Origin of the sequence: Methylomicrobium agile, from assembly GCF_000733855.1 — a bacterium.
GTDB lineage: Bacteria > Pseudomonadota > Gammaproteobacteria > Methylococcales > Methylomonadaceae > Methylomicrobium > Methylomicrobium agile.
This window is the reverse complement of the sequence record NZ_JPOJ01000001.1, coordinates 4,333,902-4,359,033: the sequence shown is the minus strand read 5'-3', so window position 1 is coordinate 4,359,033 and position 25,132 is coordinate 4,333,902. Positions and strand designations below refer to the sequence as shown.

The following is a 25,132-nucleotide window of genomic DNA, read 5'->3' as shown; positions in this document are numbered from 1 at the left end:
TAACCCAATCTATTGGGTTTTAGTTGACCAGTTTATGGCCGCGCTGACGCATACAGGTTTTGAATGCCCGTTTAAAATCCTCGTTGGCTTCATAACCTTTCCACAATCCGGCGGGAATCGCTAACAGAGCACCGCCCGCAGCTCCTGTGGCCGCACTGCCCGCTATCGCGCCAACCGCTGCGCCGCCCGCGGCACCCGTAACGGCACCCACGCCGGCGCCCATGCCAACTTCTTTGGTGATATCCGACGCTTGTTTTGCCAGCTCCTTACACTCACCCATGTCGCGCTGCACGGTTTCCGGATGCGGGTCCATGCGAGGATCCACAATCGGATGCCAGCCACTCACAGAGGCACATCCAGTGGCCAATACGGAAAGCACCAAAATTGTCGGTAAATTATTTCTTTTCAAGTTTTTCTCCAAAAAGCATATTTTTTAAATCATGCAATAGAATTTTATAATTTTAGAATTAACTAAAAGTTAACAACGTGCCGTTTTACAGGACAAATTTTTCTCAGCGTTCCAAATTTTCCGCAGAATGCGGCATTAAATAGCCGCTTTCAAGCCCTGTGACGGCGGTATTGAAGGGGGTTTGTCGATAGGCTGCTTAGGCCCCCCATGGCGGAAGCATGTTGAGCCGGAAGGTACGCATTGCGTACATTCGGAAGCCGTCAAGCCGGGCAGACGTGGATGTCCGTGCGTCCCGGTTTTTCGAACAGGGTACGCAGGGCGTCGAGCTGCCGGTATGGGGTTTCGGTGACGGACAGCAGCCGGTCGAGCGGATCGAAGCGGCGGAAGTCGCGGTAGGTCGGTTGCACGGCCGCGCCGAAGCGGTGCTGGATCATCTTTTACCTGAAAAAAATCGCCGCGCCGATCAGGGCCGCGCCGACTAGGATCGTCCACAGCGTGGTTTGATGGTTCGCTTCGATCTGCTTGCGCAGCTCGGCGATTTCACGGATTTGCGCCTCGCTGGTCTGTTTCGCGTAGGCCGCATTGTCGAGCGCCTTGTAAAGCAGCGACGGTACTTCCGGAAGCTGTTCGGCGAGCTCCGGAAAGTGGGACATGAACTGGTTCAGCTTGGCTTTCGGCCCCATCCGCTCCCGGAACCACTTTTCGAGGAACGGCTTGGCGGTTTGCCACAGGTCCAGTTCGGGATAAAGCTGTCGGCCCAGGCCCTCGATATTCAGCAGGGTTTTCTGCAACAGAACCAGCTGCGGCTGCACGTGCATGTCGAAGCGGCGGGCGGTCTGGAACAGGCGCAGCAGCAGCTGGCCGAACGAAATGTCGCGCAGCGGTTTTTCGAAGATCGGCTCGCAGACGCCCCGGATCGCCGATTCGAATTCCTCGATTCTTGTCGTGCTCGGCACCCAGCCCGATTCGACGTGCATCTTGGCGACCTTGCGGTAGTCGCGATTGAAGAAGGCCAGGAAATTTTCGGCTAGGTAGTGCTGGTCGGACAGCGACAAGGAACCGACGATGCCGAAGTCGACCGCGATGTATTTGGCGGGCAGGTTGACGAAGATATTGCCGGGATGCATGTCCGCGTGGAAGAAATTGTCCCGGAACACCTGCGTGAAGAAGATTTCGACGCCGCGTTCGGCGAGCAGCTTGAAGTCGGCGCCGCCGGCCTTCAGCTGTTCGATCTCGCCGACCGGAATGCCCTGGATCCGTTCCATCACCATCACCTTTTGCCGGGACAGCGGCCAGTGGACTTCGGGCACGTAGATGATCTCGGAGTTTTCGAAATTGCGCCGCAGTTTGGCCGCGTTTGCGGCCTCGCGGATCAGGTCGAGTTCGTCGAGCGTGGTCTTTTCGAATTCGGCGACCACTTCCAGCGGGCGCAGGCGCCGCGCGTCCGACCAGAAACGTTCGGCGAAACGGGCCAGTTCGTAGAGCAGGGCGATATCGGAATGGATCCGGTCTTCGATGTCGGGCCGGAGCACCTTGACCACGACGGCTTCGCCACTGTGCAGCTTCGCGGTGTGCACCTGCGCGACCGAGGCCGAAGCCAAAGGACTCGGGTCGAATTCGGCGAATGCCTCGCCGATCGGCATGCCCAGTTCCTGTTCGATGATCCGGCGGGCGACTTCGTTCGGGAACGGCGGCACGCGGTCCTGCAGTTTGACCAGTTCGTCGGCGATGTCTTCCGGCAGGAGATCCTTGCGCGTGGACAGCGCCTGGCCGAATTTGACGTAGATCGGACCCAGGTCTTCGAGCGTTTTGCGGATGCGCACGCCGCGCGATTCGTTGCGCCGCCGCAGCCAGTAATAAGGCGAGAGCGCGGCCAGAAACCGGATCGGACGGAACAGGTGCGTTTTCAGCACGATTTCGTCGAGGCCGTGGAATACCAGCACCCAATTGATATGGATCAAGCGGAGTAAGGTTCTAGGATTGATCACGTTGAATGAGTCGCGTGAAGATAAGGGCGGGGCTTATTCGATCGGCTCCGGCGGTTTGCAGTTCAAGGCGCTTTCCAGGCGTTCGATCCGGCTGTTCAGGCGGTCGAAATCGGCGCGCAGTGCGTCGACCTGGCGGTAAAAAATCTCCGCCTCGGGGCCGGCGGGCAGATCGCGCGTTTCTTCCTGCAGAAATTCGCCAAGGTCCAGTTCGAAAGTCCGGATCGACTCGCGCGTCCAGCGCATGCCGGTACGAAAGAAGTTGCCGATTTGATGCGCGATGATATCGCCGGTGAAACGGGACAGTTGTTCTTCAAGATCGATGTTCAGTCTGTCGAACAGAACCTGGAAAAGGTGGCCGGTCGCGATGTCGCCTTCGATTTTGACTTCGCCTGAAAACACCGAGCGCATCGGTTTGGCGCTGATGCCCATCATGCTCAAGGCCGACAGCGAACCGCTGATCCGGCTATCGGGCAATTCGGGATAGGCGTCGAGCACCTGGACCGCGCTTTCGGTCGGGCAAAGATAGACCGTTTCGCCGAACGGTTCGACCGTCAGCGCGATGACTTTGCCGGCCAGGGGCGCGAGCAGTTCGCCGACGTCCGGGTCGAGATGAATGTAACGGTTCAGCGCGCTTTCGAGCGCAACGGTCAAAAACGGTTTGAACGCCATCTCAGATCTTGTAGCCGCGATGCACCGCGACGATGCCTTGCGTCATGTTGAAAAATTCGCAGCGTTCGAAGCCGGCGTTTTCCATCATCGTTTTCAATTCGGCCTGCTTCGGGTGCATGCGGATCGATTCGGCCAGATAGCGGTAGCTGTCCTCGTCCTTCGCGACGAACTTGCCGATTTTGGGCAGCAGGCTGAACGAATAGAAATCGTAGACTTTCTCGGTGACCGGGTCGGTCGGATGCGAAAACTCCAGCACCAAGCCGCGCCCGCCCGGTTTCAATACCTGGTGCATCGAGCGCAGGGCGGCGTCCTTGTCGGTCACGTTGCGCAGGCCGAAGCCGATGATCACGCAGTCGAAGGTATTGTCTTCGAACGGGAGGCATTCGGCGTTTACCTGGGCGTATTCGATGTTGCCGGTCAGCCCCCGGTCGATCAGCCGGTTGCGCCCGGTGCGCAGCATTTCCGAATTGATGTCGGCCAGTACGCACAGGCCGTCCTTGCCGGCGCGCTTTTCGAGCAGCGTGGTCAAGTCGCCGGTGCCGCCCGCGAGGTCGAGCACTTTTTCGCCACTGCGCACGTTGCAAAGCTGCACCGCGATCCGTTTCCAGATCCGGTGAATGCCGAGCGACATCAGGTCGTTCATGATGTCGTATTTTTCGGCGACCGAATCGAAAACGCCGCGCACCAGTTTGACCTTGTCTTCGGTAGCGACTTGCTTGAAGCCGAAATGGGTCGTTTTGTGATGAGTCATGTTTTTACTGTAAGGGTTGAGGTTCCTGGCGGTCGTAGCCGGCGGTCTTCAGCCGTTCGAGATAGTCGGTCCATAAGCTGTCGTATTCGGCGCCGAGTTGGTAAAGCAGATCCCAGGTATAAATGCCGCTATTGTGGCCGTCGCTGAATACCGGGCAGATGCCGTAATTGCCGACTGGCCGAATCTCCCGGATCGTAACCGATTCCTTGCCGACCTGCAGGATTTCCTGTCCCGGCGCATGGCCCAGGGCTTCCGCCGACGGTGTGTAGACGCGCAGATATTCGCACGGCAGCCTGAAAATCCGGCCGTCGTCGAAACGGATTTCCAGGATTCGGGAAACCTGGTGCAGTTTGATTTCGGTCGGCAAAGCGTTGCAGGGTTGGGTAGAGAGTCGCATATAAAAATCGGGTGCAAGGCGAAAGGCGAAAGGCGAAAGGCTGAACTCTTTTGGCTTTTACCCTTGCGCCTTTTACCTACAATATATACCGGCTCAAGTCCTCGTCGTGGACGAATTCGCCCAGGTGCCGGTCGACATAAGCCGCATCGATCACGACGTCTTTTTCGGGCATGTCCGGGGCGCTGAACGAAATCTCTTCGAGCAGGCGTTCCAGGATCGTATGCAGACGCCGGGCGCCGATGTTTTCGGTTTTCTCGTTGACTTCCCAGCCCAGTTCGGCAATCCGGCGGATGCCGTCGGTCGCGAAGGCCAGATTGACACCCTCGGTCGCCAGGAGCGCCGCGTATTGCTCGGTCAGCGAGGCATCCGGTTCGGTCAGAATCCGGAAGAAATCGTCCGCGGACAAGGCATCGAGTTCGACCCGGATCGGGAAGCGGCCCTGCAATTCCGGAATCAGGTCGGACGGCTTGGTCAGATGGAACGCGCCCGAGGCAATGAACAGGATGTGGTCGGTCTTGATCGCGCCGTACTTGGTGCTGACCGTGCTGCCTTCGACGATCGGCAACAGGTCGCGCTGCACGCCTTCGCGCGAGACTTCGCCGCCGCTGCCGCCGACATCCGAGCGTTTGCAGATCTTGTCGATTTCGTCCAGAAACACGATGCCGTTCTGCTCGACCGCTTCGACCGCCTTCAGTTTGATCTCCTCGTCGTTGACCAGGCGCGCGGCTTCTTCTTCCTGCAGCACTTTGAAGGCTTTTTTGATCTTCATCTTGCGGCTGCGGGTGCGGCCGGTGCCCATGTTCTGGAACAAGCCCTGCAACTGATTGGTCATTTCTTCCATGCCGGGCGGCGCCATGATTTCGACGCCCATCGGCGCCATCTGCACGTCGATTTCGATCTCCTTGTCGTCGAGATCGCCTTCGCGCAGTTTTTTGCGCATTTTCTGGCGGGTCGACTCGCGCGTATCGGACAGCATGCCGGCATCCGCCTCGGGCAGCAGGATGTCGAGAATCCGGTCTTCGGCGGCGTCGTAAGCTTTGATCTGCACTTTTTCCATCTCGGACTGGCGCATCATTTTGATCGCGGTATCGGCCAGATCGCGGATGATCGATTCGACGTCGCGGCCGACATAGCCGACTTCGGTAAATTTGGTCGCTTCGATCTTGATGAACGGCGCGTTCGCAAGCCGCGCCAGACGGCGCGCGATTTCGGTTTTGCCGACGCCGGTCGGGCCGATCATCAGGATGTTTTTCGGGGTGATTTCGTCGCGCAGCGCAGGATCCACCTGCTGCCGGCGCCAGCGGTTGCGGAGCGCGATCGCGACCGAGCGCTTCGCGCTGGCCTGGCCGACGATGTGCTTGTCCAGTTCGTGAACGATTTCTTTAGGGGTCATCTGGGTCATTACTTTACTCGCTCGGTTCTGCGTCCAATTCTTCGATGCGCAAGTTATGATTCGTGTAAATGCAGATATCGGCGGCGATCGCCAAGGCTCTCTCGACGATCTCGCGGGCGCTCAGATCGGTATTTTCGAGCAGCGCGCGCGCGGCCGCCTGGGCGAAAGCACCACCCGAGCCGATGGCCATCAGGTCGTTTTCCGGCTCGATCACGTCGCCGTTGCCGGAGATGATCAGCGAGGTTTTGGCGTCGGCGATCGTCAGCATCGCCTCCATGCGGCGCAGGGTGCGATCGGTGCGCCAGTCCTTCGCCATCTCGACCGCCGCGCGCATCAGATGGCCGCGGTGTTTTTCGAGTTTGCCTTCGAAATGTTCGAACAGGGTAAAGGCGTCCGCGGTCGAACCGGCAAAGCCGGCGATCACCTTGTCATGGTACAGGCGGCGGACCTTGCGGGCATTGCCTTTCATGACCGTATTGCCCAGGGTGACCTGGCCGTCTCCGCCGATCACGACTTTATTGCCGCGGCGCACGGATAATATGGTGGTTCCTCTCAAATTCACGTTTAAAGTCCAAAGTTAAAACGGTGCGTTAACGGCAGCATTTTACATGGTCTGACGCCCGGACGTGCGAAAAAATGCACCAGCAGCCCCCTTTAGAAACGGGAGCCGGACGGCAATGGATGGGCTGGACATGAAGGTTCGGTTAAGGTCGGCGTCCCTCCCGTTGTGCTACCATGCGACATTATTCAATCCACAATCGGCTGACTTCTATGGATTCACTGAACCAGATAACCGCGACTTTGGCGATGACGATGGGTCTGGCGTGGGCCAGCGGTATCAATCTCTATGCGACGCTGCTGGCGCTCGGCTTTCTCGCCAACAGCGGCAACATCGCGTTGCCGCCGGATTTGCAGGTCGTCGCGAACCCGGCCGTGATGCTGGCGGCGGGCCTGATGTATTGCGTCGAATTTTTTGCCGACAAGACGCCGGGTGTGGATACCGGCTGGGATGCGATCCATACCTTCATCCGGATACCGGCCGGCGCGATGCTGGCTGCTGGCGCGGTCGGCGAGCTGAACCCGGCGGTCGAGCTGGCCGCCGCGATCGTCGGCGGCGGCATGGCGGCCGGTTCCCATATGACCAAGGCCGGCAGCCGGGTGTTGATCAATACGTCGCCGGAGCCGTTCAGCAACTGGGCCGCCTCGGTCGGCGAGGACATGGCGGTGGTGGCCGGCGTCTGGGCGGCGCTTCGGCATCCGTTGGTGTTTCTGGTCGCGCTTGTGCTGTTTATTGCGCTGATGGTCTGGCTGTTGCCGAAGCTTTGGAACGGCATCAAGAAGGTTTTCCGGGCGATTGCGCGGTTTTTCGGCTCGGGGCCGGAGCAGCGATCCGGTTCGAATTCGCCTTAATTGCTCCGCTATAGTGCGAGGAGATCGATGTTGGTGCGTTTCTGCAATATCAATGATTTTGCCGTTTCTTCTCGATTCGTACTTAAAGAATATGAAAATTGCGCACATGAGTTTTCGTCGATTCCGGCACATATGCCGTAATGAGAAGACGAACTCTTGCGGTTGCTTCCAATCCCTTTCGGATGATTCTATCGATTGGCGCGCATCTTGCTTAACCTTGGGGCGTCATTAAAGGCGATAAACGATGGCGCTATAATTTTTATGTTAGCGCCAATTGACGAAGAATCATGAAAATGAGATTTAATGGACCCCGCACAACCAATGTCACTCACTTCGCCGGCTTTCCCGAAAAGGAAGGACAGCGTCTCTGGACGAGCAGCGCATTTTGCTGGTCGACATTACTGCCGAATATTGACCCGAAGTGAGAAAAAAGCTCCATAGGTAACCGAATCCGGTGATGATGGAAAGTTTTCATCGGCGGCGTGGTCGAAGGTGTTGCGGCCAAATCCGCGTCATGAAAGAGTTGCGAACTTTACCGTAAGGAGGTAACTATGACGACCCGTATTCTCGTTTTGTATTACAGCATGTATGGCCATGTGGAAACGCTGGCGAAGGCGGTTGCCGAAGGGGCCCGATCCGTCGAAGGGGTTGAAGTCGCCGTCAAGCGGGTACCCGAACTGGTACCGGAAGAGGCGGCCCGCAAGGCCGGTGCCAAGCTGGATCAAGAAGCGCCGATTGCGACGATCGAGGAATTGCCCGATTACGACGCGATCATTTTCGGAACTCCCACCCGTTTCGGGAACATGTGCGCGCAGATGCGCAATTTTTTGGACCAGACGGGCAAACATTGGCTGAGCGGCGCTTTGATCGGGAAGGTCGGCAGCGTCTTTACCTCCACCGCAACCCAGCACGGCGGCCAGGAAACCACCGTCACCTCGTTTCATACGACCCTGCTGCACCACGGGATGGTCATCGTCGGCGTGCCTTATTCCTGCCAGGGCATTCTGAACATGGAAGAGATTACCGGGGGTTCGCCTTACGGCGCGGCGACGCTGGCCGGCGGAGATAATCGCCGGCAGCCGTCGGATAACGAATTGGGCATCGCCCGGTTCCAGGGTAAGCATGTGGCGAAAATCGCCAAAAAATTGTCCGCTTGAACGGGTTCCGGAAATGCCCGTTTTTGAAGTGGGGCGGTTGCGGACCGGAGCGGTTTTCAATGTAAGGCAGAGCTGGAAAAATGAGGCGTTTTCCGTAACGGACCGGCGTCTTCCCGCTTTGGCCGTGTAAACGAATGGCCCGGCTTTGTCGTGCTCGGGCGTTCGCCGGGTTCGGCCTTCGGCCGCTAAGGATTTGGCCGATATTAACTTCCCGGTATGGGGGTAGACCTGCCAGGTTTTTAAAACCTGGCAGGCCTTGAGCCGGGAAGTTATTTGGAGCCAAATCCTAAATCGACGATTCGGGGTTGCCGATCAGGGTGCCCTGAACCAGATCGATGCCGAGCTCCTGGAGCGTTTTCAGTGCGCCGCCGCTTTCGACCGATTTGGCGATCGTGAGTTTGCCGAACGTATGGGCGACGTCCGACAAGGATTTGACGAACATCCGATCGTCGAGAGTCTGATCGATCTGGCGGATTAGCGGGGCGCTGATTTTTACGTAATCGATCGGCAGGTTTTTCAGGTAATAGAACGAGGAAAAGCTGACGCCGAAATTATCCAGCGCAACGCCGCAGCCCAGCCTCTTGAATTGTTGAATGAGCGTTTTTGCCTGCGTATAGTGCGATTCGACGGCCGCTTCGGGAATTTCGAAAATGATTTTTTCCGGGCCGATATCGTAGAGGTCGAACAAATAAGCCATGTCGTCGTAAAAGCCGGAATCTTCGAAAACCTTGCCGGACAGATTGATCGACAGGCGAACCGCCTTTCCTTGCCGGCCGGTTTCGTTCAGGGCGCGCAGCGCCTGCTTGAACGCGATGCAGTCGATTTTTCCGGCCAGTCCGAGTTCTTCCGCGTGATTCAGGAAAACTTCCGGAAGCAGCTGCCCGCCGCCGTCCTGCGGCAGGCGCAGCAGGCATTCGTAATGATGAAGTTCGGACGAACGGCTGTCCCGCACCGGCTGGTATTCCAGCACGAACCGGTCTTTCATGATCGCCTGTTCGAGCATCTGCCGGAAGTTCAGCAATTGCTCGATTTTCAACTGGCCGTCCCGGCTCAGTCGGCAGCAGTGGAAGCTGCCCGGGCCGATCTGCCTGGCGTGCAGCCGCGCCGCATCCGCATTCGCGTAGAGATCGTTCGGCGTCAGTCCATGCTCGGGATACACCGCGATGCCGATATGGGCGTCGAGTCGGTAGTTTTTTCCGGCATGGATAAACGGCGCAGCGCCGATGTCCTGGATCAGTTTTTTCGCGAAGTCGCCGAGGCGATCCGTTTTGACGTGCGAAATCAACAGCGCAAAAACGTTTCTGTTGATCCGGCTGAGCCTGTCGATCGAGCGAAGGCTGTCTTTCAGTCGGCGCGCCACCCAGGTCAGCATCATTTCGCCCGCCCGCGGGCCGTGAAGATCGTGGATCTCTTCGTAGGGATCGATATCGAACAGGAACACCGCGATCAAATAATCGTAACGCCGCGCGGTTGCCAGCGCGATCGTCAGTTCGTCGCGGAATTGCTGATAGCTGGCGAGGCCGGTGACCGGATCCTGGCTCGGCTGGGTCAGCATTTTCTGCTGATACTGCGACCTTTCGCTGTTATCGACGCCGAGGGTTAGAATTACCGCTTCGTCCGGATTGTTCGGCGGGTTGAACAGCGAGTGCAGCCAGGAGATGTCGCGGGTCTTGCCGGTTTCGGAAATCAGTTGCCCGTCGACCTGGAACTGCCCGGTAATTTCTCCCGATCTGAGCATGCTCAGTTTTTTGTGGTGCTCCCACTCGGTTTCGGGGATTAAAAGATCGAAAATCTTGCCCTTGATCGAATGTTCTTCCGGGCCCAGTTCCTGTACCCCGGCCTGATTGATCGTCAGGATAATCCCGTTCAGTTTTTGCGTCAGGATGATAATCGGCGCGGTGTCGATCAATTGCCGGATGAAGTCGCGCTCGATCGCCAGTTCCCGGCTTTTCTTGATCAACGTCAAGGTATTGCTGTGCACTTCCTGTTCCAGGGATTGCAGTTGCTGGGCCAGCGTCAAGGCGGTCTGGTGCAGTTGATCGACCTCGTCATAATCGGTCGAAGCGATTTTCTTGAATCCGACCCGTTCGCGGAACTTGTCGTACTGGTGTGCCGCCAGCAGCGGCAGCGCTCCCGAAAGGCGTGCAACGCGCGAAAAGGTGTAATGCAGCAGAACCGGCAGCAGCGTCAGGGATCCCAGCAGGCTGATCACGCCGTAGAGCCAGACTTTCTGCAGGTCTTTTTGCAGGTTTTCTTCGATTTCGGTGGTATCGTTGATGAACAAAAACAGCGGCGAATGCTTTTTATCCTCCTGGATCGGCGCAATTCCGATTTCGTATGTGGCGCCGGCGAGATGGATCGTTTTGGTTTGATTGTTCAGTTCGGACAACGCGACATGCGCGGTGATGTATTGATACAGCCCTTTATTGTCGGACAGGGTCAACCCTGCCAGTTGATACGGCCAGGGATGCTCGGGCGCGCCGGATAAGGTGGTGTCGGCGGAAAGAATGCCGATATCCGCGCCAGTGGCCTGTTTGTATTTAATCATGATGTCCGCGAACGACCGGGTCACGCCGTAGGCGCCGACGGTTTGGGACCGGCCGATAACAGGCACCACGGCCTGCTGAAAACAGATAGTGTCGCAAATGGTGCGGTGTCCGGGTATTTCGGAATGGATCACTTTGTGGATGGTGGCGTCGTCGGTCGGCATCGGGCTTCCCCAGGATTTGATCGTGGCGCCGTTTCTGTCGAAAAAAACGATGTTTTCGATGCCCCAGCTGAGCTGCCATCGCGACCATTTTTCGTCCAGCATCGTGAATGAGGTTTGTCCCCGGTTTGTGGCGGAATGGGAACGTTGTTCCACGAATATGGACAGCATTTCCGCGAGCTGTTCGAGTACCAGAAACGAATCTTCGGTCAGGGCCCGGGCGATATGGAGATGATTCCGATGCTCCTTGAGACGGTCGAGGTAGAAGCTTTCGATCGCATGGCGATAGGCGAAATAGGAAAAAATGCTGTGCATCAGTAGAAACACGCTGCCGAATAAAATGGCGAGCTTCCATCTCAGGCTGAAAAAGAACGGCGATCTCGGCATGACGGGTCAGAAACGGAAAGAGATTTGTACACCGAATAGGTCCCAGTCTTCCTGGGTAGTATGCAACCGGTCCGGGTTATCGGCCTGCGGCAGCCACATCGTGCCATGCACGCGGTGATATTCGCCGCGCACCATCCAGCTCCGGTTGATGTCCCAACGCAGACCGAGCGTCCAGTCCTGGGCATAGGCGGCATGGCTGGGCAGTCCGATCCGTTCGAAGCCGATGCCGTTGCGGTTGTCGGTGTTGGCGTAAATCGTATCGTAGCGTACAGTGATTTGCCAGTTCGGTAGAAACCGGTAACTGCTTTCGACATACCAGCTTTCGGTCGCAAAACGGCTATCGGGGAGAATGCCGTAGCCTTTGACCACGTTCCGGCGGTAATTGTACTCTCCGGTCAGCGTCAATTTTTCGCCGTTGTACTGCGCGGACAGCATCAAGGGGCGTACGAACGAAGTGCCCGGCCCGAATCGGTCACCCGCCAGCGGATGGTAATCCAGTTGCAGGTCCGCATAGCTGACCGCGAAGACGTATTCGCCGCCGTTCAGTTCGTAGCTCAGTTGGGTGACGACGGTGGGTTGGGCCGCAAATTCGCCGCGCGCGAAAGGCCCCAGCTGGATCGACCGGATTTCCTGGTTGTTGCCCAGCGGAACGACATAGTTGAACTTAAAGTTGAAATCGCCGTACCCGGTATGCTGTTCGGCATAAAATTGGCCGCCGTCGCCGGAAGTCAGCAGCGAACGCGAGCGTTCGAAATAATTGCCCTGCGGTAACAGGATCGTCGGATGCGTGAAGGCGACGTCGCGGGTTTCGTTGTATAACCCCAGCGGCACTTTGACGCGTCCGCCGCGCAGCCCGGTCCGTCCCGACTCGTGCTCCCACAGGGCCAGATCGGCAAGTCCGTAGTCGACCCGGACGCTGCCGCGGTCGATGTTTCCGGCCCGGCGGTAGAGGCCCTGAATCGCAAAGCTCAAGCGGTTGGACGGTTTATAGGACGAATTGAGGCCGATTTCGGTGATGCCGAGGCTGACGCCGTCGTCGCTTTGCCCGAACAGGTTGTTGTCCGAGGTGTGGAACAGGCTTTGCGCGAGAAAACCGTGCATCTGGATTTCGTCGGGCAAGTCGCCGGCCCGGCCCGCCAACGGCAGGCTCCACAGGATGCCCAGGCACAGTCCGCTATTGATAATCGAACAGACGAATTTGCGCATTGCCGTCGGGTTTCTTGCTGACATAGCCGATTGCATTCGGCGTGTTCGTGACTTTTTCGATCATCTCCCGTTCCGAGTCGAGCTGGATCGGAGCGATGCCGGTACCGGAGTAGATCATTCGGTCCCAGACGCGCCGGAACTGGTGCGGAAACATGTTCAGGCTGTTCTTGACGAAGTCTTTATGGACCGGGTTGTCGTCGGTTAGCGTAAAGACCTTGATCGGTTCGCCGTTAGGCCAGATCCTCAGATGCATCGCGAAGATTGCCCGGGTATCGGCGCGTGAGTAATGCGCGGACGGGACCGAGACGTTGACGATGATTTCCGCCGCCCCGGCGAAAACCGGGCACAAGCCCAGGCAGCCGCCGACGATTGCCGAAGTGATCGCTTTCCGATGGGGCAATTTAGCCGGTCCTTGCGCAGGAGCGTCTAGTCACCGGAATCGTCGGATGATGAATCGAAGACGGTCCTGGCTCTGCGCGCACGGGCCCGTCTCGGGGGAAGAAATGCGGGGTCAAAGTTTTTGCCAGCGCAGGCGATTGGCATTGCTGACCACGGTCAGCGAAGACATCGCCATCGCCGCGCCCGCGATCATCGGATTCAGCAGGATGCCGGCGAAAGGATACAAAAGGCCGGCGGCGACCGGAATGCTGATCGTGTTGTAGAAAAAGGCGCCGAACAGGTTTTGTTTGATATTGGCCACGGTAAGCTGCGACAGTCGGATCACTTCCGGCACTTTCATCAGCGAACCTTGCAGGATCACCACGTCCGCGCTTTCGATGGCGACGTCGGTGCCGGTCCCGATGGCGAGGCCGACATCGGCCTGCGCGAGCGCCGGCGCATCGTTGATGCCGTCGCCGACCATGCCGACCGTTTCGCCTTGGGCCTGCAGTTCCCTGACCACGGCCGCCTTATCCTGCGGCAGCACTTGCGCCCTGACTTCGGCAATGCCGGCTTCCCGGGCGATCGCCCGGGCCGTGATCGGATTGTCGCCGGTCACCATCAGTACGCGGATGCCCAGGTTGCGCAGCCGCTGTACCGCGGCGGCCGAATCGGGCTTGATCGGATCGGCGACGGCAACGATCCCGGCGAACTGCCGGTCGACCGCGAGCAGCATCGGCGTTTTGCCTTCGGCGCTGAGTCTGGCGAGGTTGTCCTGATGGCTTGCGAGATCGATGCCTTCCTTCTCCAGGAGCGCCCGGTTGCCGAATACGACGCGGCGGCCGTCCTGCGTCGCTTCGACGCCGTGGCCGGTGATCGCCTTGAATTGGGCCATTTTTTTCGGTTGGACCGCGTGTTCCCGCGCCGCCGTCAACACGGCCGCCGCCAGCGGATGCTCGGAGCCGGCTTCGAGGCTGGACGCGAGTTGCAGCACTTCGGTTTCGGAAAAACCGCCGGCGCCTTCGATCGACACGACCTTCGGCTTGCCCTGAGTGACGGTGCCGGTCTTGTCCAGCACCAGGCAGGTCAGTTTGCCGGCTGTTTGCAAGGCGTCGCCTTGGCGGATCAGTATGCCGGTTTGCGCGGCCTTCCCGACCGAAACCATCACCGAAATCGGGGTGGCAAGGCCCAGCGCGCAAGGGCAGGCGATTACCAGCACGGTCATCGAAGTGACGAACGCATAACCCAGGGACGGTTCGGGGCCAAAGCCGTACCAGACCAGAAAGGTGAAGACCGCGAGGCCGATCACGGCCGGCACGAAGACGGCGGAAACCCGGTCGGCCAGCCGCGCGATTTCCGGTTTGCTGTTCTGCGCCTGGCGCACGCTGTGAATGATCTGGGCGAGCGCGGTATCGCGGCCGATGCGGGTCGCCTTGAACAGGAAACTGCCGCTTTGATTGATCGTACCGGCGGCGACCGTGGAGCCTTCGATTTTTTCGGCCGGCATCGGTTCGCCGGTCAGCATCGATTCGTCGACGGACGAGTGGCCTTCGATCAGTACGCCGTCGACCGCGATTTTTTCGCCGGGGCGGACCCTGAGCGTTTCGCCGAGGCCGACTTCCTCGATCGGCACGTCGAGTTCCGCGCCGTTCCGAACGACCCGGGCCGTACGCGGCTGCAGGCCGATCAATTGGCGGATCGCGGATGAAGTCTTGCCGCGCGCCCGGGTTTCGAGGCCCGAACCCAGGTTGATGAACGCCAGGATCACGACTGCGGCTTCGAAATAAGCGTGCTTGGCCAGGGACGGCAGGCTGCCGTAATACTCGATCACGATGCAGGAATAGAGCCAGGCGGCGCCGGTGCCGACCGCGATCAGGGTATCCATGTTCGCCTGCCCGGACAGCAGGGCCTTCAGCGCGCCCCGGTAAATGTGCGCGCCCGAATAGACCAGTACCGCCAGGGTCAATATCGCGACTTCCGGCCAGAACCAGCGTCCGGTGGCGGAGCCCATGTCCGGCAGCCAGTTCGCCATTTCCAGCAGCATCAGCAAGGCGCCGGCGCCACCGGCGACCGCCGCTTTTTTCAGCAGTATCCGGTAACGCGCCAGCTCCTGTTCTTCCTGTTCCGCCGGATTTTCGAAACCTTCCATTACCGCCGCTTCGTAGCCCGCATCCTTGACGGCCCGGATCAACCGTTCCGGATCGGTCTCGCCTTTGACGGTCGCGGAATGGTCCGCAAAGTTGACGCTGACTTCGGTAACGCCGGGCACGCCGTTCAGCGCGCTTTCGACGACGCTGACGCAGCCGGCGCAGCTCATCCCTAAAATCGACAAGCGCAGTTCGTTCGATGTTTCTTCTTTGCTCATGAGGTCTCTCCGGCGATTACCATCGGATTCGGATCATTCGACCGAAAAACCGGCCTCGGCGATCGCCGCCTCGATCGCTGCCAGGTCGGTTTTTGCGGCATCATAGTCGACGCCGACCTTTTTTTCCTTGCTCGACGCGGTCACCGACAGCACGCCGTCGATCGCGCCCAGTTTGCTTTTGACGTTGGCTTCGCAGCCTCCGCATTTCATTCCGGTCACTGTCAATTCAACGAATTCAGCCATATTCATTCTCCTCGTATGCGTAATTTCCCGAAGTTATATCATACTCGACTGAAACCGGATAATCATGATATAAATGCAAAGTAAGGAGGAGCTGGCGCTGCTTGCTTTGCCTGGTGAATCACCTTTGCGCGAATCATGGAATTAAAAACACTAACCAATCAAACCATCGCATTGGCAGGGGTCGCGCAGGCGGCGGCGCTGGTGCAGCAATTGGCGACGCGGGGTACCTGCGATCAGGAGGCGCTGAACGCCAGCATCGGCAGCGTGCTGAAAATCGATTCGGAAAGTGTGCTGGATGTTTACGGCGGGCTGAACGGCCTGAAGCTCGGCCTCGGACAATTGAAGTCGCAAATGACCGGCTACCGGGTCGACAATCCGGAACAGGCCCGCTATGCGGCAACCCTGGTGTTTCTGGAGAACCAGCTCTCGTCGCGGAAGGATTTGCTCGATGCGATCCGGGTCGGCGTCGAGAAGGCCCAGGCGCAGAGCGAACATTTCGGCCTTCTGCACGAAAACGTGCTGGCCAATCTCGGCGAAGTCTATCACAGTACGGTCAGTACGCTGCAGCCCCGCATCATGGTCAACGGCGAGCAAACCTACCTGTCGCGGCCCGATACCGTCAACAAGATCAGAGCGCTGCTGCTGGCCGGCATCCGCTCGGTGATTCTGTGGAAACAATGCGGCGGCGCCCGCTGGAAATTCATTTTTTACCGCAAAAAAATCCAGAAAGAGCTGGAAAATCTGCTGCGGCAGGTTTGACCCGATAATGACCGTTCTTGTCGAGGTCAATCATCTGTCCCGGTATTATGGAAGCCAGTGCGCGGTCGACGATATCAGTTTTACGCTGCATCGGGGCGAAGTGCTGGGCCTTTTGGGACCGAATGGCGCCGGCAAGACCACCACGATGCAGATGCTCTGCGGCAACCTCGCGCCCAGCGCCGGGCAGATCCTGATCGACGGCGTCGACCTGCTCGACCGCCCGAAAGAAGCCAAGCGTCATCTGGGCTATCTGCCCGATACGCCGCCTTTATACCGGGATTTGACGGTCAACGAATTTTTGGCCTATTGCGCCGAACTGCACGGGGTTGATAAAAAATCGATTCCCGACACAGTCAAACGGGCGCGGGAACGTTGCGGGCTGGACGAGATGCAGGAGCGGCTGATCGGTAATCTTTCGAAAGGCTTCCTGCAACGCACCGGCATCGCCCAGGCGATCCTGCACAATCCGAAAGTGATCGTTCTGGACGAACCGACGGTCGGCCTCGATCCCTTGCAGATCCGCGATATCCGGGCGCTGATCCGCGAGCTTGGCCGGGAACACGGGATCATTTTGTCGACTCACATCCTGACCGAAGTCGAAGAGTCCTGCACCCATGTCCAGATTATCCATCAAGGCCGCCTGGTCCTGCACGAGACGATCGCCGGTTTGCAGCGGCACATGCACAACTGTAGGCTGGAGGTGATTACCCGTATCCCGCCGGATCTGAAGGCGTTGTCGGCCTTGCCCGGCGTCTTGTCGGTCGAGTCTCTGGCCGGCAACCGTCTGCTCGTGCACCACGGCGTCGACGACAATCCGGCCAAGCAGATTGCCGAACTGATCGTGGCGTCCGGCTGGGGGCTGGAGGAACTGGTGCCGGTCAAAAAATCGCTCGAAGACGTATTCATTCAGTTGACCTGGGAAGCGGAGGGAGATACGGAATGAAAATGGCATTCACGATCGCCGCCCGCGAATTCAAATCGCTGTTCCTGTCGCCCTTGGCCTGGACGCTGCTGGCGATTCTGCAGGCGATCCTGGCCTTTCTGTTTCTGACCCAGGTCGAAGCGTTCAACATGCTGCAGCCGAAACTGGCGGGACTCGACAATGCCCCCGGGTTGACCGATATCGTGGTGACGCCGCTGTTCGGCAATGCGGGGATCATCTTCTTGCTGGTCACGCCGCTGTTGACGATGCGCCTGATTACCGAAGAGCGCCGGAACAAGACAATCGCGCTGCTGTTGTCCGCGCCGGTTTCCAATGCCGAGATCGTGCTCGGGAAATATTTCGGCGTGGTCGGCCTGTTATGGGCGATGGTCGTGCTGACCGCGCTGATGCCCTTGTCCCTGCTGGCCGGCGGCGACCTGGACCTGGGCAAGCTCGCCGCAAACCTGTTCGCGCTGGCCCTTTTGGCCGCGGCGTTCGCGGCGACCGGCCTCTACACTTCCTGCATCGTGAGTCATCCGACAATCGCCGCGATGACCGCCTTCGGCCTGCTGCTTTTGCTGTGGATTTTGGACTGGACCGCCGGCATGGGCGAACAGCGGGCTTATATCTTTGAGTATCTGTCGATACTGCGCCATTTCCAGAATCTGCAAAGCGGCCTGGTCAGCACCGCCGATGCCGCCTATTTCCTGCTGTTTACCGCCGTTTTTCTCGTACTGAGCATTCGCCGCCTCGATTACGACCGTCTGCAAAAATGAAATTGACGCGCCATGTGCATCGACAAATCCGCCTGAAAAACCGGCTTTTGACGTTGCTGTTTCTGTGCGCGGTCGGGGCGCGGCCTGGCTGAGTGCGCGCCATTCGTATCAGGCCGACTGGACGGAGGCTCGTTCGAATACGTTGTCGCCGGCCACCCGGAAGCTGTTGCAGGCAATGTCCGGCAAGGTCAGCGTGACCGCCTACATCAAGACCGGTTTGCCGATACGCCTGCAGATCGCGCATTTGGTCGACCGCTATACCCATCTGAAGCCCGATCTGAAGCTGGACTTCGTCGACCCGAACAACGATCCGCAAAAGGCCCGTGCGCTGAATATCGGCGAGGAAGGGCTGGTCGTGGTCGAATATCAGGGCCGCAGCGAAAAACTGAATTTCATCGACGAAGCGGCGCTGACCAATGCCTTGCTGCAATTGACGCATGCGGAAGACCGCTGGGTGTCTTTCCTGGCCGGACACGGCGAACGTTCGCCCGACGGCGAGGCGAATTTCGATTTGAACCGTTTCAATAAGGAACTGCGGCGGCGCAGGATCAATGCGCAAACGGTCAATCTGGCGAAGCTGCCGGCGATACCGGACAATTCGTCGCTGCTGGTGATCGCTTCGCCCTCGGTTGCGCTGCTGCCCGGCGAAGCCGAGATCGTCAAGCAGTACGTGCAACGCGGCGGTAATCTGTTGCTCCTGACCGATCCGGGCGACAAGACGCTCGATTTCATCTGGCCTCTGCTCGGCCTGCATCCCTTGCCGGGCCGGATAGTCGACAAGGCGGCCAAACTGGCCGGAATCAACGATCCGAGCTTCGTGATCGTCGGCGAATACAACCGCCATCCGGTCACCCGCAATTTCCGGACGCTGACCGTGTATCCCGCGGCGGCCGGTTTCGACATCGCTGCCGATATCGACTTCGAGAGCGCCCCTTTGCTGAACAGCGGCCCCGAGTCCTGGACCGAAACCGGACCGTTGGCCGGAACGATACGTTTCCATCCGGACAGCGCCGAAAAGCAAGGGCCGATTACGTTGGCCTATGCCTTGACGCGGAATCTGGAAAACGGCAGCGAACAGCGCGTCATCGTGGTCGGCGACGGCGATTTTCTCGCGAACACCTATATCGATAACGCCGGCAATCTGGACATGGGGCTGCGGATGATCAATTGGCTGGTCCATGACGACCGTTTCATCGATATTCCCGCCAAAACCGCCCCCGACCGGACTCTGAAGCTGACCTTGACCGGCATTGCGGTGATCGGCTTCGGCTTTTTGATCGTGCTGCCGCTTGGCTTGCTCGGCACCGGTTTCGTGGTCTGGCGCCGGCGCAGGCGGCGTTAAGCGTCGACGGACTGTTGCGAGTTTCCGGAAGCCGTTTGCAGCCTCAATCTGGAAGAGGGGGCGATTCCGTTGCTGGAGATCGCCTGGCGTGCGCAGGACGCCTGCTTGCGGCGACGGATTGAAACAGGGAATCGGGTGTTTTGACGCAAAGGCCGGCGCGAGCCGTAGTCGAGGCCGGGAGGCAATGTCCGCGACTCCGTAGCCGACTACGAGCGGCTGCCGGCCGGGCGTTTCGGGGGCGAATCAGTCGATATAGCCGTCATCCTTCATTTTTTTCTCGTCGACGTACTCGCGCACCACCAGGGCCACTCCCAGGACGACCGCAAACAGCGCGGCGGCGGTAATGGTCAGCTTCATGAAGACCTCCCCGCTCAACAGATCGAACCATAATTGCAGCAGCGCAATGGCGACCCAGAGGACGAAAATGGTCAGGCAGACAATCGCGCCGGTTCTCATAGGTCTCGCTCCATGATGACCAGATAGGCCTCCCGCCGCCAGAAGAGCAGCATGCGGCGAATATCCTTTTCCATCGTGACCACTCTCCAGCCCTGCCTGGCATTGCCGTTCAAAAATTCGCTGAAGCGGAGCGGGTCGACTTTGGATGCGCCGAGCAGCAGGGAGCCGAGCAGGCCTTCCTGATAAATCACGACTTTATATTCTTTCATGCCGATTCCGGTCGGGTGTTCAAATATCGGTTCATTATAGAGCAGGTTGGGCATGAGATACGTTTCAACACGAAAGAGGAAGATGGGGGGAGAGGGGATTAACGGCTAGGCCGGTTGGTTTTGAGTTCTTTATCGGATCGGCCGCGGCGTTCCAGGTCGAAGAACAGGTTGAGTGAAGCCAGCAGGATAAAAAAATAACCGTCCAGTTCCGAAAGCTCTTCGTACAACTGATAAGCAACTACACCGAAAACGCCATCTTCAAATAGATCGCCAACAATCAGTAAAAGTCCTCCGATGATCATAAAACGGGCGGATCGGGTCTTCAAAAGGTACGCGGCAATCTCCAGGTAATGTTTATAGTTGCGTAGAAACAATGCGGTTGTCAGCAGCCATAAACCGGCCAGCAGGATATTGCGGCCCAGGCCATGCCCGAGCAGAATGACCGCTTGCGGCAAATCAAATTTTTCAATATCGAGCTCGCGCAGAATGAACGAGAGGCAAAGCAAAGCGCCCGCACACGGGAATAATTTATGGCCTTTTCGAACGTAAAAGAATGTCCGCAGGTAAACCAATCCCGAAATGAAAAGCAGAATAACCTGATCATTTTCGAGGGAATGATCTTCTTTAACGATTTCCATGTTTGCATTTATCCGGGCTTCATAAAAAAACAATCCATCGATCAAAGCAAGCGTCGATAAAAGCACCAGCGTAGGGCATATTTTCAAATGCAATGTGTAGGGTTTCGAGACGATCATTGGCGGTAGTTATTTCAGTGGTCCTTTCAGTCAAGGTGCCTGCATGACTTCGGCAGCCATTGGCGGAAGGCTTTATGGTCCAGATGTGGCATATTACCATTATTTATTGATGGGACAGGCATGCCTATACTCACTTTGCCGGTTTGGATCACACTCCAAAGAGCCGCCGTAGGGTACGCTGCGCGTACCTTTTCACCCATAGGCACTAACTTAAAAATTAGCAAATTCCAATAAAAATCATTAATTTTTAATATGTTATGGTTTTTTGAACGGAAAATCAAAGTAAAACTTTAAGGTGAAATGCCTTTTATTTTCAATATTTTATATTTCAGGTTGGCGCCTATGACCTTTTCATCCCATGGTACGCACAGCGTACCCTACAACTGTAAAGCACGCCTTTACCCCGTTGTCGCCCTACGCGGTGTCCGATGACGCGCATCGCGGCGGGATCATCCGGCGGCATGCCGAGGTTGTTTTTAGCCACATCCTTGGCTGAATTTGGAGAATCAAAGCGTGTGAAGCGCTCGTATTTCCTTGACGGGATGAGGGTACGGCTCCGCCTCGAAGGATCAAGGCGGAATATATCGATTATTCCCGGTTGGATACACCGGCCAACCCTCAGGCGTAACTGCGGCGTAATGCCCAATAAGCCGCCAGGAAGGTGAGCAGGCTCGGAAGCAGGGCGGTCAGCGGTGCGTTCAGTTCGTATATGAGTCCTAAATGCCCGATGATTTTATCGATAATATTGAATCCCAATCCGATCACCACGCCGATGATCATCCGCGCGCCGACGCTGATCCCGCGCCTGACGCCGATTACGAAAGGCGCCGAAATCATTAGCATCACGAAAGTCACGAAGGGATTGACCAGACGGCTCCACAAGGCCAGTTCGAAGACTTGGGATTTTTGATGGTTTCGCTTCAGAAAATCGACATATCTGGCCAGTTCGAGAACCGATAGGTTGTCCGGGCTGACCACGGTAATGTCCAGAATCTCCGGCGCGATCGAAGAATTCATTCGCTGTTCCGGGAAAGCCGCGGCCCGCATCTTTTCTTTGGAAATGTCCGACTGCCTGATTTGCTGCAGCTGCCATTGCTCCTTCCCTAAAAAACGGGCGCGGTCGGCATGCAGGGCGCTTTGCAAGCGCCGATTGTTATCCAGTTCGTAAATGCTGATGTTGGCCAGGTCGCCGTTGTCCTCGATTTTTCTTACATTGATGAACTTGTTTTTTTCGCGCAGCCAGATTCCGTACAATGTATGGGTTTGAACCGTATCGTGCTTGGCGACCGATTTGATCAGCTGTGCCTGGCGTTCGGCAACCGGCGCGACGTATTCGCCGACGCCGATCGAAACGATTACCAGCACTGCGCCGGCGGCCATCACCCCGCGAATGATGCCGGGGACCGACAGGCCGGCCGCCTGCATGGCGGTCAGCTCCCGGTTATTGGCCATCGCGCCGAGGATGAACAGGCTGCCGAGCAGGGCCGAGGCGGGCACCAGTTCATAGAATACGCGCGGCGAAGTCAAAGCCAGGTACAGGGCGATTTCTTTGAGCCCGTAGCTGCCTTTGCCCAGATCCTTCATCTCGTCGGTAAAAGTGAACAGGTTGAACAGGGTCAACAGGAACAGGATCGAAATCAGCGAGCCTTTCAGGATTTCCTTGACCAGATAGCGGGTTAATACATTCATTGGGTTCCCGATGCCTTGATTTTAAGCATTAACCATTTCCAGCCGAAGAAGCGGGCGAGATAGACCAGGCCGATCGTGAGCAGCAAACCATATACGCTGACCGGGCCGAGCCAGGGGGGCATGACCGCTTTTGCGACCCACCCCTGGCTGACGCGTTCGAGATTACCGTAAATGAAAAAAATCAGGAAACCGGTCAGGACATTGCCGTAAACGCCGCCGCGGGGAGACAACTGTGCCAGCGGCACCGCAATGAAGCTCAGGAGCAGGGCGCCGAACGGAATCCCCAGACGCCGCTGCAGCTCGGCGATTTCAGGCGGGTTGTCCGAGTTCCACAAGCGTTCGCTGGGCACCGCTTCCCGCAGTTCGCGCACGAAAGCTTCCTTGCTGTCGATCCGGACCGCATACTCGTCAAATTCTTCGATCACATAATCCAGTTCGCCGGGTCGACCCTGAATCCGCTCCCCCTGCCGCAGCACGATATAACGGCCGTCCGGCAGATCTTGCAGGCGGCCGGTTTCGGCATTGACAATGGCGAGGGCGCCTCTTTTTTGCCGATGCTGCACAAAAACCTTGTGCATGGTTTTATCCTTGCCGATATCTTCGACGTAAAATACCAGATCGCCGCCGCTGTATTCACTGAATTTGCCGGGAGCGATGCCTCGAATGTCCGCAGATTGCCTGTCCTTGCTGATCAGCTGTTCCGTCGTGGCTTCCGCCCACGGCGCGACATAAAGCGACAGACCGGCCGCCGCGAGGCTCAGCGGGACCACGAACTGAAAAACCGACCGGTAAATCGCGCCCGCCCCGGCCCCTGCGGATTGGAGCGCCGACATTTCCTGGTCGCGGTACATGCGCCCCAGCACCATCAGCACTGCCATGAAAGTGGCGGCCGGTAAAAACGTGACTCCGGCGATGATCGTCCTGAGGCCGAGAATCGTCAGCAGCACATCGTTCGATATCTCTCCCGCGATGGCCTGGTCGAGCACTTTGATGAATTTGCGGCTGACGATGATCACCACGATGACCGACCAGACCGACAGCATCGTTTTGAAAAGGTCCGACGCGATCATCCTATCCAGGACGCCGAACAGCGGCCTTTTTGCCGCATAAGTGCCTTGCGGCCAGTTTGCCTCCAAGCGCGTCTCCTCAATCATATTCGTAACAAGTGGTGTATAATCGCCGCAAATTGTTCATTCGCCCGGCCTAATTTCCGGTGCGGATGAATCTACCGAGAGCGATTAGACAGAAAGTAAAAAGCAATGGATTATTTTATAGAAAGTGCGCCCATAGAAAAACTGCAATCTGATTGCATCATCGTCGGCATTTACCAGGAAGGCCCGCTGACGCCTGCCGCGGCGGCACTCGACGGGCTGACCCGGGGGCTTGTCAAGAAAATCGTCGAACGCGGCGATTTGAGCGGCAAGAACGGCGAAACGGTGCTGGTCAATGCGCTGCCCGAGGGCGGCATCGAGCGCGCGCTGCTGGTCGGGCTCGGGAAAAAGGATGCTCTGAACGCCAAAACGTACCGTAAGGCTTTGGCTGCTTCCATCAATAGCCTCAAAAAGACGATCGTGAGGTCGGCCGTCTGCTGCCTCGGCGAGGCGGAGGTCAAAGACGCCGATTCGGCCTGGAAAACTCGCCAGATCGTGGAAGTCTTCAATGATGCGGTTTACCAGTTTACTCAGTTGAAAGCGGAAAAGGAGCCCGATTCCAAACTGCAAAGCGTTGCGATCGGCGCGCCGGAAAGCGAGCGGGCAGTTGTAGAGAAGGGGCTCGCGCAGGGCAAGGCGATCGCGGCGGCGATGGCGTTGACCAAGACGCTCGGCGATTTGCCCGGCAACATCTGCACTCCTTCCTATCTGGCCGAACAGGCTTTGGAGCTGGGGCGCTTCGATAAATTGACCGTGAACATTCTCGAAGAAGCCGAAATGGCGGCGCTCGGCATGGGGTCCTTGCTGTCCGTTTCGCGCGGCAGCCGCCAGCCGGCGAAACTGATCGCACTCGACTATCAGGGCGGCGAGCGCAACGACAAGCCGATCGTACTGATCGGCAAAGGCCTGACCTTCGATGCGGGCGGCATTTCGCTGAAGCCGGCGCAGGGTATGGACGAAATGAAATACGACATGTGCGGCGGCGCGACCGTGCTGGGCGTACTGCAGGCCGTCGCCGAAATGAATTTGCCGCTGAACGTGATCGGCCTGGTGCCGTCTTCCGAAAATCTGCCCGACGGCGATGCGAACAAGCCGGGCGACATCGTGACCAGTATGTCCGGCAAGACGATCGAAATCCTCAATACCGACGCGGAAGGGCGCCTGATCCTTTGCGATACGCTGACCTATGCCGAGCGCTACAATCCCGACGTGGTGATCGACATGGCGACCCTGACCGGCGCCTGCCTGGTTGCGCTGGGCCGCGTACCGAGCGGCTTGCTCGGCAATGACGACGCCCTGTGCAACGATCTCGTCGCGGCGAGCGAAACCGCGGTCGACAGCGTCTGGCGCTTGCCGCTCTGGGAAGAGTACCAGGAGCAGCTGAAATCGCCTTTTGCGGACATGGCCAACGTCGGCGGCAAGGACGCGGGCACGATTACCGCCGCCTGCTTCCTGGCTCGCTTTGCCGAAAACTTCCGCTGGGCGCATCTGGATATCGCCGGCACCGCCTGGCGCACCGGCTCCAACAAAGGCGCGACCGGCCGCCCGGTGCCGCTGTTGTGCCAGTACCTGATCAACCGCAGCCAAAAGGCTTAAGCCGCCGTTTCAGGATC

At 58.0% G+C, this 25,132-nt stretch carries 25 protein-coding genes; 7 read left to right on the top strand and 18 right to left on the bottom strand.

What is annotated here, in order from left to right; genetic code table 11:
• Positions 1-19 precede the first annotated feature (19 nt).
• The 8 genes from CC94_RS0120150 to hslV all read right to left on the bottom strand — a co-directional run bounded on the left by CC94_RS0120150 (position 20) and on the right by hslV (position 6,169).
• Positions 20-409, bottom strand: a complete 390-nt coding sequence (locus CC94_RS0120150; protein ID WP_031431938.1) for a glycine zipper family protein — start codon at positions 407-409, stop codon at positions 20-22.
• 260 nt (positions 410-669) lie between these two features.
• Positions 670-816: a hypothetical protein gene (locus tag CC94_RS23980; protein WP_157203507.1), complete on the bottom strand. Its 147-nt coding sequence runs from the start codon at positions 814-816 to the stop codon at positions 670-672.
• A gap of 30 nt (positions 817-846) precedes the next feature.
• Positions 847-2,397: a ubiquinone biosynthesis regulatory protein kinase UbiB gene (gene ubiB / locus CC94_RS0120140; RefSeq protein WP_005372803.1), complete on the bottom strand. Its 1,551-nt coding sequence runs from the start codon at positions 2,395-2,397 to the stop codon at positions 847-849.
• A 33-nt stretch (positions 2,398-2,430) separates the two neighbouring features.
• Entirely contained in the window at positions 2,431-3,066 is a 636-nt protein-coding gene (locus tag CC94_RS0120135; RefSeq protein WP_005372801.1) for a ubiquinone biosynthesis accessory factor UbiJ, read from the bottom strand.
• Between the two features lies 1 nt (position 3,067).
• Positions 3,068-3,817, bottom strand: coding sequence for a bifunctional demethylmenaquinone methyltransferase/2-methoxy-6-polyprenyl-1,4-benzoquinol methylase UbiE (gene ubiE, locus CC94_RS0120130; protein ID WP_005372800.1), 750 nt, complete (start codon positions 3,815-3,817; stop codon positions 3,068-3,070).
• 4 nt (positions 3,818-3,821) lie between these two features.
• Positions 3,822-4,214, bottom strand: a complete 393-nt coding sequence (locus CC94_RS0120125; RefSeq protein ID WP_005372797.1) for a gamma-butyrobetaine hydroxylase family protein — start codon at positions 4,212-4,214, stop codon at positions 3,822-3,824.
• A gap of 76 nt (positions 4,215-4,290) precedes the next feature.
• Positions 4,291-5,616: an ATP-dependent protease ATPase subunit HslU gene (hslU, locus tag CC94_RS0120120; protein ID WP_005372795.1), complete on the bottom strand. Its 1,326-nt coding sequence runs from the start codon at positions 5,614-5,616 to the stop codon at positions 4,291-4,293.
• Positions 5,617-5,620: 4 nt separating this feature from the next.
• A complete protein-coding gene (hslV, locus tag CC94_RS0120115; RefSeq protein ID WP_005372792.1) occupies positions 5,621-6,169 on the bottom strand; it encodes an ATP-dependent protease subunit HslV in 549 nt (182 codons plus the stop codon).
• 209 nt (positions 6,170-6,378) lie between these two features.
• On the opposite strand from hslV, the gene CC94_RS0120110 reads away from it, so the two are divergent.
• Positions 6,379-7,017 (top strand): DUF4126 domain-containing protein, encoded by a 639-nt coding sequence (locus tag CC94_RS0120110; protein ID WP_005372790.1) that lies wholly within the window; start codon positions 6,379-6,381, stop codon positions 7,015-7,017.
• A gap of 551 nt (positions 7,018-7,568) precedes the next feature.
• On the top strand, positions 7,569-8,174 hold the full coding sequence (gene wrbA / locus CC94_RS0120105) for an NAD(P)H:quinone oxidoreductase (protein WP_005372789.1): 606 nt from the start codon (positions 7,569-7,571) through the stop codon (positions 8,172-8,174).
• 286 nt (positions 8,175-8,460) lie between these two features.
• Here wrbA and CC94_RS0120100 read toward each other — a convergent pair whose 3' ends face one another.
• From CC94_RS0120100 to CC94_RS0120080, 5 genes are all read right to left on the bottom strand, one after another.
• Positions 8,461-11,268, bottom strand: a complete 2,808-nt coding sequence (locus CC94_RS0120100) for an EAL domain-containing protein (RefSeq protein ID WP_005372787.1) — start codon at positions 11,266-11,268, stop codon at positions 8,461-8,463.
• Between the two features lie 6 nt (positions 11,269-11,274).
• A complete protein-coding gene (locus CC94_RS0120095) occupies positions 11,275-12,474 on the bottom strand; it encodes a TonB-dependent receptor (RefSeq protein ID WP_005372785.1) in 1,200 nt (399 codons plus the stop codon).
• A complete protein-coding gene (locus tag CC94_RS0120090; RefSeq protein WP_005372783.1) occupies positions 12,443-12,874 on the bottom strand; it encodes a type 2 periplasmic-binding domain-containing protein in 432 nt (143 codons plus the stop codon). The genes CC94_RS0120095 and CC94_RS0120090 overlap by 32 nt, the downstream gene beginning before the upstream one ends.
• Before the next feature lie 111 nt (positions 12,875-12,985).
• Complete coding sequence (locus tag CC94_RS0120085) at positions 12,986-15,217, bottom strand: heavy metal translocating P-type ATPase (RefSeq protein ID WP_005372781.1); 2,232 nt, start codon at positions 15,215-15,217, stop codon at positions 12,986-12,988.
• A 33-nt stretch (positions 15,218-15,250) separates the two neighbouring features.
• The gene (locus CC94_RS0120080) at positions 15,251-15,460 is read right to left on the bottom strand and encodes a heavy-metal-associated domain-containing protein (RefSeq protein ID WP_005372780.1); all 210 of its coding nucleotides are present in this window, start codon (positions 15,458-15,460) and stop codon (positions 15,251-15,253) included.
• 135 nt (positions 15,461-15,595) lie between these two features.
• Here CC94_RS0120080 and hflD point away from each other — a divergent pair, with 135 nt between their 5' ends.
• The 4 genes from hflD to CC94_RS21915 all read left to right on the top strand — a co-directional run bounded on the left by hflD (position 15,596) and on the right by CC94_RS21915 (position 19,259).
• Positions 15,596-16,219, top strand: a complete 624-nt coding sequence (hflD, locus tag CC94_RS0120075) for a high frequency lysogenization protein HflD (protein WP_005372778.1) — start codon at positions 15,596-15,598, stop codon at positions 16,217-16,219.
• Between the two features lie 7 nt (positions 16,220-16,226).
• The gene (locus tag CC94_RS0120070; RefSeq protein WP_005372776.1) at positions 16,227-17,162 is read left to right on the top strand and encodes an ABC transporter ATP-binding protein; all 936 of its coding nucleotides are present in this window, start codon (positions 16,227-16,229) and stop codon (positions 17,160-17,162) included.
• A complete protein-coding gene (locus CC94_RS0120065; RefSeq protein WP_005372774.1) occupies positions 17,159-17,917 on the top strand; it encodes an ABC transporter permease subunit in 759 nt (252 codons plus the stop codon). The genes CC94_RS0120070 and CC94_RS0120065 overlap by 4 nt, the downstream gene beginning before the upstream one ends.
• 64 nt (positions 17,918-17,981) lie before the next feature.
• Positions 17,982-19,259: a GldG family protein gene (locus tag CC94_RS21915; RefSeq protein ID WP_245619793.1), complete on the top strand. Its 1,278-nt coding sequence runs from the start codon at positions 17,982-17,984 to the stop codon at positions 19,257-19,259.
• Between the two features lie 243 nt (positions 19,260-19,502).
• Here CC94_RS21915 and CC94_RS0120055 read toward each other — a convergent pair whose 3' ends face one another.
• From CC94_RS0120055 to lptF, 5 genes are all read right to left on the bottom strand, one after another.
• Positions 19,503-19,715: a hypothetical protein gene (locus tag CC94_RS0120055; protein ID WP_005372768.1), complete on the bottom strand. Its 213-nt coding sequence runs from the start codon at positions 19,713-19,715 to the stop codon at positions 19,503-19,505.
• Entirely contained in the window at positions 19,712-19,924 is a 213-nt protein-coding gene (locus CC94_RS0120050; protein WP_031431936.1) for a DUF4177 domain-containing protein, read from the bottom strand. Before CC94_RS0120050 ends, CC94_RS0120055 begins: the two co-directional genes overlap by 4 nt.
• 98 nt (positions 19,925-20,022) lie before the next feature.
• Positions 20,023-20,562: a hypothetical protein gene (locus CC94_RS0120045; protein WP_157203506.1), complete on the bottom strand. Its 540-nt coding sequence runs from the start codon at positions 20,560-20,562 to the stop codon at positions 20,023-20,025.
• Between the two features lie 735 nt (positions 20,563-21,297).
• Entirely contained in the window at positions 21,298-22,368 is a 1,071-nt protein-coding gene (lptG, locus tag CC94_RS0120040; RefSeq protein ID WP_005372762.1) for an LPS export ABC transporter permease LptG, read from the bottom strand.
• On the bottom strand, positions 22,365-23,522 hold the full coding sequence (gene lptF, locus CC94_RS0120035) for an LPS export ABC transporter permease LptF (protein WP_005372760.1): 1,158 nt from the start codon (positions 23,520-23,522) through the stop codon (positions 22,365-22,367). Before lptF ends, lptG begins: the two co-directional genes overlap by 4 nt.
• Positions 23,523-23,627: 105 nt before the next feature.
• Here lptF and CC94_RS0120030 point away from each other — a divergent pair, with 105 nt between their 5' ends.
• The gene (locus CC94_RS0120030) at positions 23,628-25,115 is read left to right on the top strand and encodes a leucyl aminopeptidase (protein WP_005372759.1); all 1,488 of its coding nucleotides are present in this window, start codon (positions 23,628-23,630) and stop codon (positions 25,113-25,115) included.
• Positions 25,116-25,132: the final 17 nt, after the last annotated feature.